The following is a 16,569-nucleotide window of genomic DNA, read 5'->3' as shown; positions in this document are numbered from 1 at the left end:
AGATCCCCCCGTGTCCGTTAAAAATCTACCGTCTACACATATCTCTCCATCAACCTGAAAAGGTTAAATTTTGCCCCCCTAACCCTTACAAGGCGAGACGAGAGGGGTGGGGGAAATTCCAGCTCAAATATTCGTAAAACTTAACTAGCTACAGTTGGAAGGATTCCCCAAAACTCTCGCCATAAAAGACGCGATCAAAACCAAAACGTCCACCATACTGTTTAAAGGGTTCAGACGCATACCCTATTGCTAACAAACAGCAAACATCTACCTCACAGGGGATGTTAAAGCCTTCTTTTACCTGTTCAGATGAAAATCCTTCCATCGGACAGGTATCGACTCCAAAACTATTTGCCACAATCATCATGTGAGCAACGGCTAACATTGTATGGCGATTTGTCCAAGCTTCTATTGAATCAAACGAAGGCTTGTTCTCAAAAAGTTGGGGAATTGCCGATCGCATCACATCTGCATAGGCATCAGTCATCCCACCTGCATCAATCCCTAGCTGAATCACCGATTCAATATAATCAGCTTGATTGATCCGGCGATCGCCGCAACAAATCACCATGACAGGTGCTTCGCTCACTTGACGCTGATCGAAGGCACAGGCTTTTAACTTGTCCTTATTCCCTTGCTCTCTGACTACTATAAACCGCCAAGGCTGCAAATTGTAACCGGAGGGCGATCGCACACCCAAGCGGAAAATTTCTTCTAAAATCGCCTCTGGAACCGGATCGGGACGAAACGAACGAGCCGCCCGACGCTGCTTAATCGCCGTTTTCAAGTTTATAGTTGGTTGTAAATCAATTGTCATTGTTTTTCTAGTTCTCGTTCACTTCACTATAAAAATAAGGTGGTTTTTTGAACCACCCCTATTACCAAAACTTACAATTCAAAATCTAAATTAAGCATCGACTGGAACCAGATCAACTTCGTTAGTTCCTTCAGTTTCCGACTGCCCCGATCGAATTTGATTGCCATTCACCTCTACAGCCAAGGGTGTGTTTTCTAGATTAATATTATAATCTGTTTTCTCTGATGTATAACCAACACTAGCAATCATTTTTCGACCTTCAGGGGCATAGAGAAAAGCCAGCATTTGGTTTTTATTCTGCTTGTTGTCTCGCGCCCAAATCACCATATATTGCTCTCCTTGATACTCGAAAACTTTGGGTGGACGATTGGGAACGTAACGACCGGCTTCGCCAAAACTGCTATCAAGAAAACCCTGGACGGAATCTGTTTGTACCGTGGCATAGGCTACCTCGGCTGTAGAGGTTGGTTGAGCATCTTCTTGGGTTTCATCGACTACTTCTTCTTTATCACGATTGCGGAAATAATCGACAGCGAGTTTAGTGCCAATTCCACCAACGGCAGCGATACCCGTACCGACAAGTACATTGCGAAGTTGCTGTTTATTCATTCGTTCTCCTGATAGGTCACAATGATTTAGGTTAATGGTATCACTAACGGCAGTTTATTTCTGAATTACAGGGTAGTTTAATTTTCTTAAAAATTGATACAGGTACAACTGACATCTTGCATCTGATGTTCTCAATTGTCGTATACCCCTCTGAGTTCCCGCCTATCAAGGAGAGATACCATATTTTAAATCTTTCCCCCCTTGGCAGGGGGTGGTGCAAGATGTGAGTACAAGGTATAAGAATTACCACAACCCAGTAGCTTTACTAAAAGGCGATCGCTTCTCTTGGAAGGGCATGAGGACAATCTCTTGTAATGAGAGTCGGGCAAACAAGAGACAACAGAAAAGCGATCACCTCAAGCCTATATACGACTCGTGAGGAAATCATCCGGATAGTCTTAATTCCCTGATTTGAGAATAGTTTGTAGCCCCCCTACCAATCGCTTAATTCCCGCTACGACTGTCTCTTTTTGCAATGCGCCATAGGCAATCCGCAGATAGCATCCATCATCCATCCCAAAGGTTGTACCTGGCATCACTGCCACCCGATGTTCCCGAATCAGCCGTTCCACCAACTCAAATGCATCCATGGGGGTGTGAACCTTCAGGAAAAAATAAAACGCTCCATCGGCTGGTGCGATCGCACACAACCCATCTAGACCTTTCAGAGATTCTAGCGCTAACTGTCGCACAGCAGCGATCGCCTGTATATGCTCCTTACAGTAGCCGACTCCTGCCTGTAACGCTCCCAACGCTGCATACTGGGAGATCACTGGCGGACAAATCAAAATAGTATCTTGAACTTTATTAACTGAATCAAGCAGGTGGTTTGGCATCACCATGTACCCAATGCGCCAACTGGCAAACCCATAGGCTTTGGAAAGGCTGTACAGAGAAATCGTATGCTCGCGACTATTGGGAAACGCTCCCGGTGAAACGTGCTTTACCCCGTTGTAGGTAAAGTATTCGTAGGCTTCATCACTGATATGATAGATACCGCTATCGCTACAGAGTTGATTAACCTCCCGCAACGCCGCCTCTGAATACACGACACCCGTGGGATTGTTGGGAGAAATTGTCACTACTGCTTTCGTTCGTTCTGTGATGGAGCGAGCGATCGCATCAGGACGGAGTTGGTAATCGTTATCCGTTGCCACGAGTACCGGATGACAACTCGCCATCACAATTGCCATCTCGTGATTGAAATAGTAGGGCGTCTGAATAATAATCTCGTCACCGGGATTGGTAATCGCCAGAACTGCATTCATAAACCCCATATTGCTGCCTGCTGTCACCGCGATGCAATTTTGCTCATTAATCTCAATGCCGTTATCCCCTTGTAATTTTGCCTCAATTGCTTGGAGTAAGGGGGCAATTCCCCGAACCGCTTTATATTTGTGATTTTCAGAATCGGTCAGGAATTGTGATAAACGCGCCGTTGCTTCTGGGGGTGGATTGTAATAAACAACACCCTGCCCCAAGGAGATTGTTCCAGGATGGCTGCGAATGAGTTCCCCAATAATGGGAATTAGTGGCGACTGCACCGCCTGCATACGAGAGGTTAGGATTGACATTCGCTCCTACAGCTCGGTTGAATTAGAAACATTGTAGAAGCGATCGCTCAATACTTACCTCACATCCTAAAGGAGTAACGGATGGCGTTAACGCTCAAAATTCTTGAAGATACCATTTTCAAACAGCAGCCAATAGACAGCACCTCAATCTCTAACCCCGAAGACCTCTATAGTCTTCAAAAAGGGATAGAGTTAGACCTGCACAGTTGGGACCCTAACGACGGGCCGCCTCACCATATCCGGGTGGCTTTTGCGAAAGACAGATTTAACAACAAGAATACCTGGTACGTTTTCACCAACCACATCCAGATTTGGGATGGCAACACCGTTTTACTACCAAAGCCTTCTCCACCGGGTTCCATCCAAAAACTTTTTGATGTTGGTTCTTGCTCAACCCATGTGCTGCGGGGATTCGACCAGCAGATGATTGATGAGATGAACTTCATCTCTCCAAATACCCTAGTCAGCTTTGCAGACTTGAATGCGCGTCTGGGAAAAGCGGTGTGGCCCTTCCTACAGCCAGCCGCCAAAGCCGGGTTAGAGCGGGCAATTCGAGCCCGTGGCATTCCCCTGGTTGTTAATTCGGCATATCGAACCATTGCCCAGCAGCTTATATTATTCAACCACTACAAAGCAGGTCGGTGTGGAATTCAAGCGGCTGCCCGTCCACCTCGCAGCAACCACCAAAGCGGTCTAGCGATTGATATCCAAGATACCATGGGCTGGAAACCTTACCTAGAACAGTATGGCTGGAAATGGCTCGGTGCTTGGGATTTTCCCCACTTCGACTATATCTGGGGAGGACGCGACATTAACAATACGGCAGTTCTGGCTTTTCAGCGGGTTTGGAACCGATACAATCCCCAGGATCGTATTGCCGAAGATGGGGGTTATGGACCAACCACGGAAAAACGACTCAATCGGAGTCCTATCGGTGGTTTTGGGGAAGTTTGGCTGGGCTTTGAAATCTTACAGTTAACGAATCCCTATATGCATGGAAAAGATGTCCACAAGCTACAGCAGGCGTTAGCTGATGCAAAAATAAAGGTTGGGGTGGATGGTGTGTTTGGAGCGGGAACTCAAGCAGCAGTTAAGCTGTTTCAAAAGGCTAAGGGTTTGCTCGTCGATGGTATTGTCGGACCTGCCACGTTAGTCAAGCTAGGGTTTGTGAGTGTGCCGACTCCAATCATTATTCCAGAACCGACTCCAGAACCGACCCCAGAGCCGACTCCAGAACCGACTCCAACGCCCACCTCAGTCAAACGAATTTTTATTTCTGCGGGTCATGATCTCAAAGACTCCGGAGTTGTTGCCTTGGGAACCACTGAAGCGGCGGAAATGATTCTCACCCGTAACGCACTGGTGAAGGAACTCCAGTCACGGGGAGTAGAATTTCTGACTGTGCCTGACGATTTGGACTTGAACGGTACGATCAAGTGGATTAGCGATCGCGTCCTGCCTGGTGATGTGGCTGTAGAATTAGGCGGCAATGCGTTTAATGGTTCTGTCAGAGGGGTAGAAGCCTATTACATTGATGGAAATTCTGCGCGTAAGCAGGATGCCCAATTACTGTTAGAGGCATTAGTCAAAAAAGTTCCAGAACTTCCCTCTCGTGGGGTTAAACCCGACACCTTAAGTGCCAAAAATCAGCTTCCTTTTTGCCGTGAGCTTGCAGCTTCCTCTATCATCATCAATCTCTGTTTTCTCGACAATCCCGAAGACTTAAAATTACTGCAAGACCATCGCGATCGCTTTGCCCAAGGTTTAGCGGATGGGTTGATTCAATGGAGTGGTCAAACCGCAAAATCAGACCAACCCTCAACGAATTTTCAACCCATTACTATCAAAATCCAAAATATAGAGCATGAAGAGAAAGGACTTCTCGTTAATGGAAATTCCTTTATTCCCGCTGACCTAGTTGAGAACTTGGGCGTTAACTTGGCTGTTGCATCTGATATTCGCCAACTCAGTTACGGCAATATTGTGTATGTCAAAGCCGTCGATCTTCAGCAATTTAATATATCAGTAGGTTGGGACAACGAGACAAAAACAGTATTAATTAGTACAACGCCTCAAACCGACCTAGACCAATCTGACAAAATTATCTGGTTTGGTAATGCCACAGAAAACGATCTGAAAGCATTTTTAACCAGTAATAATGAAGAGGATTTAAACCAGTTTTCAGACCTTCCTAAGATTTACATTGAAGAAGCTCAAAAAGAAGATGTCAATCACGACATTGCTTTTTGTCAGATGTGTCTGACTACGAATTTTTTGCGCTTTGGGGGTCAATTAAAACCTGAACAGAATAATTTCGGGGGTCTAGGTACGGCAACTGGTGATCCGGCTGGTGCTACCTTCGCCGATGTCCGAACGGGGGTAAAAGCTCACATTCAGCACCTTAAAGCCTATGCCACGACTGCTCCCATCGAACACCCGCCGATCTTCAGTCCTCGTTTTCATTTGGTTGCACGAGGTATTGCTCCTTCAGTCTATGACTTGAGTCGGCGCTGGAGTCCCGATCCTGAGTACGGCAACAAAATTATGGCGCTGGTGCGGCGTCTGAATGGTGTGGTTTCTGATGTAGAAGAGACACCCGAATCCTTTGCTATGCGCCTTACCCCTATGGCAGTGCCTATGGATGGTAACGGGGCAAATCATCAGTGTGCTCTTTGAGGAAGTTTGGGGAAGGGAGTGGGGAGTGGGGGAGAAGAGTAACATCTCGCAAATCCCTTTATCTTCCTTGTCTTCCTTGTCTCCCTTGTCTCCCCTTCAAACTTCTTTGAAAATTGGGGAAACTCACATCTTGCACCCGTCTCACTAACCGCCAGTGGTTTAAACCACTGGCTCATAGCTAAAGTCCTCTTAAGAGGACTGCATAAGAGTTTAAGTCCACTTAAGCTATTAGCCCGGAGTTTGAACCACTGGCGGATTTTCGGGTTTACTGACAATGGTGCAAGATGTCAGGGAAACCAACTCCAAAATATGCCTATTTTCATAGGTGCTTAATCTGTCTAAAGTAATAGAGATGAAAAGCAGAGTTTGCGTAGAGTTGAGGTGGATATGTGAAAACATGAAATAAATTAAAGAGGATTGTTGTATGGCTCTTGTCACAATCGAAAACTTTTCGCCGAACTACAAAGAGGAAATTTTTGGTGGCGAAGATATCAAAGGGTTTGATGTCTATAGTGAGAAGGATGAAAAAATTGGTTCCGTCTACGATGTGCTGCTAGATGAAGCGGGGCGTTTCCGGTATCTGGCCATTGATATGGGATTTTGGGTGTTTGGGAAGAAAGTCTTGCTACCTGTTGGCTTGGCACAGATGGATTATGATCACAATCGGGTCTACGCTCGGGGAATGACAGAGAACGAAGCGAAAAAATTACCTGAGTACCGCAACAATATGACCATCGACTACAACTATGAAGAACAGGTCAGAAATGCCTATCGACCTGTTGCGATTCGAGCGGGTAGAACGGCTGCTGAGGTGAATCAGTCTACCTACACGACTGATACTTACCGCTATGACCATGAACCCGGTCTGTATGGAATAGAGGGGCAGGAACAAAAAACCCTTAAACTTTATGAAGAGCGCTTGTTGACGAACAAAGAACGTCACAAGGCGGGTGAAGTTAGTGTTGGCAAGCGGGTCGAATCTGAAACGGCTCAGGTTTCAGTGCCGATTGAAAAAGAGCGCGTGATTATTGAGCGGACTGGCACCTCTGAATTAAGAGAAGTGGAACCCGGTTCTGTGAACTTTGAGGAAGGCGAAGTTGCTCGTGTGGAACTCTACGAGGAGTCAGCCGATATCCAGAAAAAAGCGTTTGTGCGTGAAGAAGTTGGTGTTAAGAAAGAAGTTGAGCGCGACACCGTAGACGCGAAAGAAACCCTGCGTCGTGAAGAATTAGAAATTGATGTGGAAGGTCAGCCGACAATCCGAGGCGATCGGGCAAAAGAAGCTGGATTGTAAGAGACGTAACTTGTCAGGGCTAAGGCCAACCAATTGATGTCAACTCAAGCACTAATGCTTGTTAGTGATCGTAGGAGTAGGATATATTGTGTCCTTACTAGATGTGGCATCGGGGCGTCTATAGCGTTTCTCAATCTACTGAGGTACATTTCCCCCTCTTCCAAGCTTGGGAGAGGGGCTGTACTTCATCAGTATGAGTACCCCTGTACATTCTATAAATAAGTCATAATGTAATCTATCTTTGGTATTAATTAGTTAGCTGACATCTTGCACCTGATGTTCTCAATTGTTGTTTACCCCCCTCAAGTCCCCCCTTATCAAAGGGGAAGGCATCTTTATAAATCTTTTCCCCCCCTTGGTAAGGGGGGTTAGGGGGGTGGTGCAAGAGGTGAGTTAGCCAAGAGTTCTGAAGCATTCTGCCACTCCAGAGAGTTGGGAATTTAGATGGACTGCTTCGCACAAGTAAGCTAGGTGGTTCATCGCCACTAACAATAAACCCTAAAAATTGTCAACCGTAATTATTCGGTACTAGCATTAAGTTTTAGAGAAGAATTTCCGTAAATTTTCCGTTTGCACTGAAGTTATTCAAAAGTTAGCGTTTATTCCATAACAGCTCAAGCACTACGCCATGGAGTAAGCGTTGAGTCTCCCAATCAAATCTCGTTCCTTCTCTACCAACAAGTTAATTACCAGGGGTTTGCGTCGAAAAATCGCCTATCTCAATCCCCGGAACAGTCTGTCAACCCAGATAGGATTGGGTATAGCCTTACTCGCTCTGATTTTCTCTACTTTAATCAGTTTAGCGATCGCTCAAAACACTGCACAGCAACTCAAAAGCGACAGGGGACAATCCCTAGCAGAACTATCCTATCTTCTGAGCCAGCAGTTGGATCGAAGTATGTTCGAGCGCTACCGCGAGATCCAAATAGTGACGACGCTGGAAAGCATTCACGAGCCTAACGCCCCTATCTCTGAAAAGCGCAACATTTTAGAAAAATTACAAAGTACCTATCCCGACTACGCTTGGATTGGATTAACCAACCCGACGGGTCGCGTTATCGCTAGTACAAATTCTATCCTGGAAGGTCAAGATGTTTCAACTAGACCCTGGTTTCAAAATGCTCCAGCTAATCCCTACGTTGGGGATGTTCACGAAGCCGTACTCTTAGCCAAACTTTTGCCGAATCCCACTGGCGAACCGTTACGATTTGTTGATGTAGCCGCCCCAGTCATTGATAAAAATGGCATATTTCAGGGAGTTTTGGGAGCGCATCTGTCATGGGATTGGGCAAAAAAGGTACAAGCCTCTCTCTTGCAACCCGTACCAAAGCATTCTCAAGTGGAGGTATTAATTCTCTCACAAGATGGCACCGTATTGCTTGGTCCTCCTTCGTTGGTGTTTCAACGGTTAAATCTTCAGAGTCTGCCCACAAATCTTACCCAATTGCCAACGTATCAAGTCGAGAGGTGGACTCAGGGTGGCACCTATCTAACTGCATTGGCTCACACTCAAGGATACAATGACTATCCCGGATTGGGGTGGATGGTAGTCGTGCGGCAACCTACTGCGATCGCATTTGCTCCGGCAAGGCAACTTCAACGGCAAATCTTCTGGTGGGGATTGATTTTGGGCATACTCTTTGCAGGTATGAGCTGGATTTTTGTCGAACGTATCACTCGCCCTCTATTAGCGATTGCTACCGTTGCTGATCGTATCCGTCAGGGTGAACCTAATGTAAAAATCCCAGTACTCCCTGGCAATAATGAGGTAGCAAAGCTCTCCAAATCCTTAAACAAGCTCGTAAACGCTCTCAGCGAAAACGAGCAAGCGTTACTGGCAACCAATACCCATTTAGAAACTGCCAAGCAGCAGTTAGAAGAGTATTCTCGTACCTTAGAAGTAAAAGTAGACGAGCGAACGCTGGAGTTAACAGAAGCCAAAGAAGTGGCTGAAGTCGCCAATCGAGCCAAGAGCGACTTTTTGGCAAATATGAGCCACGAACTGAGAACGCCGTTGAATGGTATTTTAGGTTATGCTCAAATTCTCAAACGAGACAAAAAGCTGAACTCCGAACAACAAGAGGGGCTGGGCATCATTCAAAAGTGTGGCGAACACCTGCTAGACCTAATCAAGGATATTTTAGACCTTTCCAAAATTGAAGCTAGGAAAATGGAACTTCAGTTAAGCGAGTTTCCTTTTCCTGAATTTCTCCAGGGCATTACCGACATGATCTCAATTCGTGCCCAACAAAAAGGTATTTCCTTTACTTACCACTCTCTTTCTCCCCTACCCACAGGTGTCCGGGGCGATGAAAAACGGCTGCGTCAGGTGTTAATCAACTTACTGGGCAATGCCGTCAAATTTACTGAAATGGGTGGAGTTGTATTTAGAGTCGGTCGAGTTGTAGATTTTGATTTCCCCTTAAACGATATAAATAACTCATCCGCTACATCCCCTACCCCATCCATTGCCAAAATTCGCTTTCAGATTGAAGACACTGGTATTGGCATAGAGCTGGCTCAATTAGACGAAATCTTTTTACCATTTCATCAAGTGGGTGACAGTTACCGTCGGGCAGAAGGAACGGGATTGGGATTAGCCATCAGTCATAAATTAGTTCAAATGATGGGTGGAGAACTCCAGGTAAAAAGTACGTTAGGTCAAGGAAGCGTTTTCTGGCTCGATTTAGAACTCTCTGAAGTTTTAGAATGGACGGAAATTAATAAAACGATAGCCCGCAATATCATTGGTTTTAAAGGTTATCTATCCAAGATTTTGGTTGTAGATGACCGCTGGGAAAACCGTTCAGTTCTGGTCAATCTGCTTAAACCCCTAGGGTTTAAAATCTTTGAAGCAACGGATGGTCTAGATGCGTTAAATAAAGCCAGTGAGTTCAATCCAGATTTAATTTTTATGGATTTGGTGATGCCGATTATGAACGGCTTTGAAGCTACCACGCGGCTTCGGGAAGAACCAAAATTTAAAGATATTGTAATCATTGCTACCTCTGCCAGCGTTTTCGATTTCAATCGCTGGTCAAGTCACGAAGTGGGTTGCAATGATTTTCTCTCCAAACCGATACAGATACAGGAGCTTTTAGAACAGCTAGAGACTCATTTAGAGCTGGAATGGATATATGAGGAGTCAAGTGTCAGAACTCAACAGTCCGATGTCATTTCTAAAGAGCCATTAATAACTGACGGCGAAGAATTGACCCATTCCCAACTAATTGCTCCCCCTGAGAAGGAACTTGCTGCCCTGTTCGACTTAGCGATGAGGGGTAATATGAAAGGTATTATAGAGCAAGTCGCGAAACTGGAGCAGTTGGATGCTAAATTTGCACCCTTTGCTACAGAGCTGCACCAACTTGCCAAAGGGTTTCAGGAAAGAAGAATCCGTGAGTTGATCAAAAGCTATAGGGAGAAGCATTAATGAACATGGGAACTTCGGAAAAAGGGATCATTTTAATTGTTGATGATAATTCCACTAATTTAAGTGTATTATCCGATTGTTTCAGTGACTTTGGATTTGAAATTTTAGTGGCTCGAGATGGTGAAAGCGCCATTGAACGGGTTGAATACGCTCATCCAGATCTCATACTTTTGGATGTGTTGATGCCGGGAATTGATGGGTTTGAAACCTGCCGTCGGTTGAAAAGCAATGCTTCGATGCAAGATATTCCTGTAATTTTTATGACTGCCCTTTCTGAAACGGTAGATAAGGTGAGAGGGTTTCAATTGGGGGCGGTTGATTACATCTCTAAACCAGTTCAGCATGAAGAAGTTTTAGCGCGGGTTAATACTCACCTCACGATTCGACACCTCAATAAAAGACTCCAAGAAAAGAATACCCGCCTAGAACAGGAAATCAGCGATCGCAAACAGGTAGAGGAGGAGTTGCTCAAATTGCAGACTGAGCTAAAGGAAGCATTGGCTCAAGAAAAAGAACTCAGCGAACTGAAATCTAGAATTATCTCCACCATTTCCCATGAGTATCGTACACCCTTGACAACTATTTCTTCATCAGCACAAATTCTTCAATCGTACCGTCACAAGCTAGATGAAGCAAAACAACTCAAACATTATGAGCGTATCCAAACGTCGGTTAACCACCTAACGGCTTTAGTCAGTGATGTGCTGTTCCTGTCACGTGCTGAATTTGATAAATTAGAGTTTCAACCCGAAGTTTTAGATTTAGTCAGTTATTTTGAAGAATTAGTAGATGAGCTAAAACTCGGAGTCGGTGAAGCCCATCAGTTGAGCTTTACAAGCATTGGTGAATGTCAACAATTTTATGGTGATGCCAAACTTTTACGGCAAATTATTACGAATCTTTTATCTAATGCTATTAAATATTCTCCTAATGGAGGTAAGGTTTCGATCCGGCTCGTTTGTGAAAACACTCAGGTTAGACTCCAAGTTTCTGATGAGGGAATTGGTATCCCATCTGAAGACCTAACGATACTATTTGAATCCTTTAGCCGAGCGAAGAATGTTGGCGCAATTGCTGGAACTGGGTTAGGATTATCGATTGTCAAAAAGTGTGTAGAACGCCACGGCGGTCAAATTTCTGTAGAAAGTGATGTGGATGCAGGAACTACCTTTACTGTTCACTTGCCATTACAATTGCCGATTTCGATCAATACAACATCGTAAAGGTAAGGCATCTGAGAATCTTCTGAATCAATCAAACATTATACTCATCATGCTCACCGTAGCAACCCCTTAATTTCCCGCCAAATCTGCGACTGCCCTGACTTAGAAACCGGATGCGTCAACACTCCCTGACTCGGACTCAACAAAAACGCCAACATAAAAAAGCCAAACGTCACTAACACAATTGCCGGTCCCGATGGCAAATTGAAAAAATAGCTCAAATACATCCCACTAATACTAGCAACTACCCCAATCACCGAACCCAAAATCATCATATGATGCAACCGAGTCACTAATAAATAAGCCGTTGCGCCGGGAGTAATCAGCATCGCCAACACCAAAATTACCCCAACCGCCTTGAGACTGGCAACAATTGTCAAGGCAATCAAAATCATCAAACCAAAGTTAAGTAAATTCGTTGGCAATCCAGCCGCTTTTGCCCCTATAGGGTCAAAGGTATAAAACATCAACTCTTTATACAGCAACACAACCACCGCTAGCACAACTGCTGTAATAACGGCTGTATTAAGAACTTCCTCCCTCGTAACACTCAGAATATTGCCAAAGAGAAAGTGATTCAGGTCAATCTTATTGTCTTTTTGAATAACTGTGATTAAGGTAATACCGAGGGCAAAGAAAGCCGAAAAGACAATGCCCATTGCTGCATCTTCTTTAATTTGCGATCGCGTCCTGATCCAGGTAATCACCATCGTACTGACAACCCCAGCAATAAACGCCCCCACAAAAATATCCGCACCGATAATATAAGCGATCGCTAACCCAGGCAAAACCGAGTGACTAATAGCATCCCCCAACAACGCCAACCGCTGCACCATCAAATAACTCCCCACCGAAGCGCATACAATACCTACCAAAACGGCAACAATGAGCGATCGCTGCATGAAACTGTATTGCAGGGGTTCAATTAAAACGTCAAGCATGAGAATTTAGGAGATAAGTAGAGAGAAGTCAGGAGACATCGGCTTACGCTGCTTCCGAGAAAAATACTACTTGCCCCCCATAAGCGCGTTGCAAATTATCACCCGTCAAAACCTCTTGGCGCGAACCCCTAGCAATTAACTCCCGATTCAGCAAAATCAAATCGTCAAAATTAGTTACCGCTTCCCCTAAATCATGGTGAACCACCAGCACCATCTTGCCAGCGTCAGCCAATTCGTGTAAAATCCCAAACACTACCGCCTCAGTCTTTTTATCAATCCCAGCCATCGGCTCATCGAAACAGAAAATTTCTGCCTCTTCGGTTAACGCTTTGGCTAAAAAAACCCGTTGCTGCTGTCCTCCCGATAGCTGACCGATGGGACGGTTGCGATACTCACTCATGCCAACCCGTTCCAAGGCATCTGCTGCTACCCGACGCGATACTGTCGAAAAGCGACGAAACCAACCGGTTTTCCGCACTCGTCCCATCAACACCACATCCCATACCGTTGCCGGGTATGTCCAGTCAATTTGCGATCGCTGCGGCACGTAAGCCACCCTGTCCAATTGTTCCATCAAGGGTTTTCCCTGATACACTGCCGTGCCGCTAGTCGGGGAAACCAATCCCAGCATCGCTTTCATCAGCGTACTTTTTCCCGCCCCATTTGGACCGATGATTCCCGTTAACCGTCCCGGTTCGACTGGGCAGGTAACATCCCGGAGTGCTTCTACCAGGCGGTATTGCACGCCAAGGTGTTCAATGTTAATAATTCCGGTCTGAGTCGTAGAGTGGCTGAGTGGATAGTCGCTCGAACCAAGGTTGCAGAATGTAACAGTTGTCATGGTGAAATGTTGGGGGACTGAAAAAATGAAACGAATATGAAAATATTGTACGCTCAAAAATGAAAACAATATGAAAACCAATGTAACAACTCTATGAAAGCGAACCCTCAGCCCCAAGGTAGAAACCGCCTGTGCAGGGCGATTGCTGGGGTTATTCTAGGATTTTGGATCAGCGGCTGCGATACGACCAGTACCAATGGGACGAGTGTAGGCGCTGACGACAAGCCTAATGTTGTAGCGACTAGCACCATCATTGCCGACTGGACTGAACAGGTCGGAGGAGATGAGATTGAGTTGACAGGTATCCTAGAACCAGGGGCTGACCCTCACGTTTACGAACCCGTACCCGCCGACTCTCAAGCATTGGAAGAAGCCGACCTGATTTTCTACAATGGCTATAACTTAGAGCCAGGGCTGATTAAGCTGATGCAGTCGGCTGGGGTTAACGCCAAGAAATTGGCAGTTGGCGAAGTGGTGCAGCCTTTGGATTTTGAGTATCAAGGGAAAAAAGAACCCGACCCTCATGTGTGGGGTGATGCCAAAAATGCGATCGCTATGGTTAATGCGATTCGAGACGAATTGATCGAACTCTCACCCGAAGACAAAGAGAAATTCACCCAGAATGCCGCACAGTTAACCCAAGAATTGCAGCAACTCGATACCTGGATTGCCGAACAGATTCAAACCATTCCAGGAAACCAGCGCCAACTTGTCACGACCCACGATGCTTTTCAATACTACGCCCGTGCCTATGGATTAAATGTTGCTGGCACTCTCATTGGCATCAGCACCGAGGAACAGCCCAGCGCCCGAACCGTAAAAACTCTCTCAGATTCCATCCAAAAAATCGGTGTCCCCACCATTTTTGCCGAAACTACGATTAATCCAGCGTTAATTAAAACTGTGGCTGAAGAAGCTGGGGTGACATTAGCACCGACAGAACTCTATTCTGACTCAATCGGCGCATCGGGGAGTGAGGGGGATACCTATGTCAAAATGCTGATTGTCAATACCCGCACCATTGTAGAAGCCCTGGGGGGTAACTCTAGGGCATTCGAGTCAGATGGAGAAGGAGAAGCGGTGGGTAACGACGCTGATAGGATGGAAAAAGTTAACAATTCTCGATAGATTAACCGTTGGCGTCTTCTAAAGCAGCCACACGCTATTCCAAACTATGCCGACAACCGCTAATTTTCTCACTTATACCCAATGGGTAGGCATTCTTACCCTAGTCTGTGGACTTTTGTCCCTACTGGGTTTCATTTTGAAATGGGGCATCCGCTTTCGACTGGTCGGAATAACCGGCTTTATGGCTGTTATAACGGGCGGCTTATTTGCCCTGAGTCTTGTCCCCTTAACCCGCACAGCAATTCCCGGTGCTATCCATTCCTCATTGGTTTACGACAACGGCGGCAATCAAACGGTCATTGCCGTACCACCAACCATCACTGAATCTGAATTGGAGGCGACTATGCGCCAAGCCGCCGGTGACTTTTTTTCATTCGGACGCTTGGGGGGTTCAGATAACAAGATGACTATTCGCGTCCGCACCGTCATCCATCCAGAACCTGGGGTTTCTAAACCCCTATTCTTGGGACAGGTAAAGCGATCGCTCGCTAGGCGTGATGATGAGCAAATGGCAATTGATATTTACCCGGAAAGCTTCGCCCAGTTACCTGATTCTTCAACCTAAAGCTTACTAGATGTCTCTCTTGTTCCCCCCTTAGTCCCCCCAGAACTGGGGGGGAAAGGGAGAGGAAAGCCAGTCATTAAGCGAATGCAGGTTTTAGTTTTCCTTCTCCCAAGCTTGGGAAAAGGGGTTAGGGGATCAGGGCTTGCATTTTGTAGTACAATTTTATACCTGTATCTATTGACAAAAATTTCGTTCTCAGCCTAGTGGTATTGAATGCCTAACCAATCCTCACCCAAATTGTCCGCTCAATCCACAATCAACCCAACTCCCCTCCTATCTCTAACCGTAGCACCAGCACAGGTGCTGCGTGGTTCCCAGGCATTGCCAGAATCCGGAAAAGCGATCGCTCGTTTGGGGCATCGCCCCTTAATTGTTGGCGGCAAACATACGCTGGCTACCCTAGCAGCACACCTGGAACCAGCACTCGAACAACAACAGCTCAACTTTGCCACAGCATTTTACTCTCCAGACTGTAGCGAAGCATCCTTAGCATCCCTGCGAAAAACCGCTACCTCCCATCAGGCAGACTTCATTATCGGTATCGGTGGCGGTAAAGCCCTAGACACCGCTAAACTCCTGGCGCATCAGTGCCAGTTCCCTGTTGTTACCATCCCCACATCTGGGGCAACCTGTGCCGCTTGGACTGCCCTCTCCAATATCTATTCTGATCAAGGGGCTTTCCTATACGATGTTAGTCTGGATCAGTGTCCCGACTTGCTCATCCTTGATTACAGCCTGATTCAAACCGCACCCCCACGCACCCTAGTCGCAGGAATCGGCGACGCCCTAGCGAAGTGGTACGAAGCATCAGTTAGCAGTGGGCATTCGGAGTACACCCTAATTATTGCCGCTGTTCAACAGGCAAGAGTTCTGCGAGATATCCTCTTCCAAAAGTCAGCTACGGCTTTAAACGAACCAGGTAGTCAGGTTTGGCGGGAAGTTGTTGATGCTACCGTCTTGTTGGCGGGTGTCATCGGCGGATTGGGGGGTGCCCAATGCCGAACTGTTGCCGCCCATGCAGTTCATAATGGTTTAACTCATCTCCTAGAAGCTCATGATGCCCTACATGGTGAGAAAGTAGCGTATGGCATTCTCGTGCAACTGCGCTTAGAAGAAATGGTGCAAGGCAATCAACTAGCAGCATCGGCACGGCAGCAGTTGTTGAAGTTTTATACTGAAATAGGTTTGCCTAAAACCCTTGAGGATTTGGGGTTAGGGACGATTACCCTGGCACAGTTGCGACAGGCGGCTGAAATTGCTTGCACCCCACATTCTGATATCCACAGATTACCCTTTGAGGTGATGCCGGAGCAACTTATGGCGGCAATGGTATCTACAACAGCGCCTGTAGAAAAAAATCGCAGCTCATTGAGTTTAACACCAGCGATTGACGAGTGAGAACAGGGTTGATACAGTTGAAAACTGCTAAGACATCTAAACCAACCATCAGGCTGTATAGGCGTGCATC

Annotated in this window: 12 protein-coding genes; 7 read left to right on the top strand and 5 right to left on the bottom strand. The window is 46.1% G+C overall.

Features of this window, described 5'->3' with window-relative positions; genetic code table 11:
- Window positions 1-148: 148 nt before the first annotated feature.
- From IQ257_RS09000 to IQ257_RS08990, 3 genes are all read right to left on the bottom strand, one after another.
- A complete protein-coding gene (locus IQ257_RS09000) occupies window positions 149-817 on the bottom strand; it encodes a nitroreductase family protein (RefSeq protein WP_193873136.1) in 669 nt (222 codons plus the stop codon).
- Window positions 818-907: 90 nt separating this feature from the next.
- A complete protein-coding gene (locus IQ257_RS08995; RefSeq protein WP_193873137.1) occupies window positions 908-1,426 on the bottom strand; it encodes a hypothetical protein in 519 nt (172 codons plus the stop codon).
- A 398-nt stretch (window positions 1,427-1,824) separates the two neighbouring features.
- Complete coding sequence (locus IQ257_RS08990) at window positions 1,825-3,000, bottom strand: pyridoxal phosphate-dependent aminotransferase (protein WP_193873138.1); 1,176 nt, start codon at window positions 2,998-3,000, stop codon at window positions 1,825-1,827.
- 81 nt (window positions 3,001-3,081) lie between these two features.
- On the opposite strand from IQ257_RS08990, the gene IQ257_RS08985 reads away from it, so the two are divergent.
- The 4 genes from IQ257_RS08985 to IQ257_RS08970 all read left to right on the top strand — a co-directional run bounded on the left by IQ257_RS08985 (window position 3,082) and on the right by IQ257_RS08970 (window position 11,626).
- Window positions 3,082-5,676, top strand: a complete 2,595-nt coding sequence (locus tag IQ257_RS08985) for an N-acetylmuramoyl-L-alanine amidase (RefSeq protein ID WP_193873139.1) — start codon at window positions 3,082-3,084, stop codon at window positions 5,674-5,676.
- A 424-nt stretch (window positions 5,677-6,100) separates the two neighbouring features.
- Window positions 6,101-6,970: a DUF2382 domain-containing protein gene (locus tag IQ257_RS08980; protein WP_193873140.1), complete on the top strand. Its 870-nt coding sequence runs from the start codon at window positions 6,101-6,103 to the stop codon at window positions 6,968-6,970.
- Window positions 6,971-7,667: 697 nt separating this feature from the next.
- The gene (locus IQ257_RS08975; protein ID WP_193873141.1) at window positions 7,668-10,403 is read left to right on the top strand and encodes a hybrid sensor histidine kinase/response regulator; all 2,736 of its coding nucleotides are present in this window, start codon (window positions 7,668-7,670) and stop codon (window positions 10,401-10,403) included.
- Window positions 10,403-11,626, top strand: coding sequence for a hybrid sensor histidine kinase/response regulator (locus IQ257_RS08970; protein ID WP_228060550.1), 1,224 nt, complete (start codon window positions 10,403-10,405; stop codon window positions 11,624-11,626). Before IQ257_RS08975 ends, IQ257_RS08970 begins: the two co-directional genes overlap by 1 nt.
- A 53-nt stretch (window positions 11,627-11,679) precedes the next feature.
- Here the strand turns inward: IQ257_RS08970 and IQ257_RS08965 are convergent, their stop codons facing one another.
- Together IQ257_RS08965 and IQ257_RS08960 are read right to left on the bottom strand one after the other, a co-directional pair.
- Entirely contained in the window at window positions 11,680-12,567 is an 888-nt protein-coding gene (locus tag IQ257_RS08965; protein WP_193873142.1) for a metal ABC transporter permease, read from the bottom strand.
- A 43-nt stretch (window positions 12,568-12,610) separates the two neighbouring features.
- Complete coding sequence (locus tag IQ257_RS08960; protein WP_193873143.1) at window positions 12,611-13,408, bottom strand: metal ABC transporter ATP-binding protein; 798 nt, start codon at window positions 13,406-13,408, stop codon at window positions 12,611-12,613.
- A gap of 93 nt (window positions 13,409-13,501) precedes the next feature.
- On the opposite strand from IQ257_RS08960, the gene IQ257_RS08955 reads away from it, so the two are divergent.
- The 3 genes from IQ257_RS08955 to IQ257_RS08945 all read left to right on the top strand — a co-directional run bounded on the left by IQ257_RS08955 (window position 13,502) and on the right by IQ257_RS08945 (window position 16,499).
- The gene (locus IQ257_RS08955; RefSeq protein WP_193873144.1) at window positions 13,502-14,536 is read left to right on the top strand and encodes a metal ABC transporter substrate-binding protein; all 1,035 of its coding nucleotides are present in this window, start codon (window positions 13,502-13,504) and stop codon (window positions 14,534-14,536) included.
- A gap of 46 nt (window positions 14,537-14,582) precedes the next feature.
- Entirely contained in the window at window positions 14,583-15,101 is a 519-nt protein-coding gene (locus IQ257_RS08950; protein ID WP_193873145.1) for a Ycf51 family protein, read from the top strand.
- Between the two features lie 213 nt (window positions 15,102-15,314).
- Entirely contained in the window at window positions 15,315-16,499 is a 1,185-nt protein-coding gene (locus tag IQ257_RS08945) for an iron-containing alcohol dehydrogenase family protein (RefSeq protein WP_193873146.1), read from the top strand.
- Window positions 16,500-16,569 lie beyond the last annotated feature (70 nt).

The organism is Coleofasciculus sp. LEGE 07092, assembly GCF_015207375.1.
Classification (GTDB): Bacteria; Cyanobacteriota; Cyanobacteriia; order Cyanobacteriales; family Coleofasciculaceae; genus LEGE-07092.
This window is presented reverse-complemented; position numbering and strand designations above follow the sequence as displayed.

Coding starts and splice junctions, on each gene's coding strand:
- IQ257_RS08990 (WP_193873138.1), bottom strand. CDS start 3,000: ATGTCAATCCTAACCTCTCGTATGCAGGCGGTGCAGTCGCCACTAATT.
- IQ257_RS08995 (WP_193873137.1), bottom strand. CDS start 1,426: ATGAATAAACAGCAACTTCGCAATGTACTTGTCGGTACGGGTATCGCT.
- IQ257_RS08965 (WP_193873142.1), bottom strand. CDS start 12,567: ATGCTTGACGTTTTAATTGAACCCCTGCAATACAGTTTCATGCAGCGA.
- IQ257_RS08970 (WP_228060550.1), top strand. CDS start 10,403: ATGAACATGGGAACTTCGGAAAAAGGGATCATTTTAATTGTTGATGAT.
- IQ257_RS09000 (WP_193873136.1), bottom strand. CDS start 817: ATGACAATTGATTTACAACCAACTATAAACTTGAAAACGGCGATTAAG.
- IQ257_RS08945 (WP_193873146.1), top strand. CDS start 15,315: ATGCCTAACCAATCCTCACCCAAATTGTCCGCTCAATCCACAATCAAC.
- IQ257_RS08980 (WP_193873140.1), top strand. CDS start 6,101: ATGGCTCTTGTCACAATCGAAAACTTTTCGCCGAACTACAAAGAGGAA.
- IQ257_RS08950 (WP_193873145.1), top strand. CDS start 14,583: ATGCCGACAACCGCTAATTTTCTCACTTATACCCAATGGGTAGGCATT.
- IQ257_RS08955 (WP_193873144.1), top strand. CDS start 13,502: ATGAAAGCGAACCCTCAGCCCCAAGGTAGAAACCGCCTGTGCAGGGCG.
- IQ257_RS08960 (WP_193873143.1), bottom strand. CDS start 13,408: ATGACAACTGTTACATTCTGCAACCTTGGTTCGAGCGACTATCCACTC.
- IQ257_RS08985 (WP_193873139.1), top strand. CDS start 3,082: ATGGCGTTAACGCTCAAAATTCTTGAAGATACCATTTTCAAACAGCAG.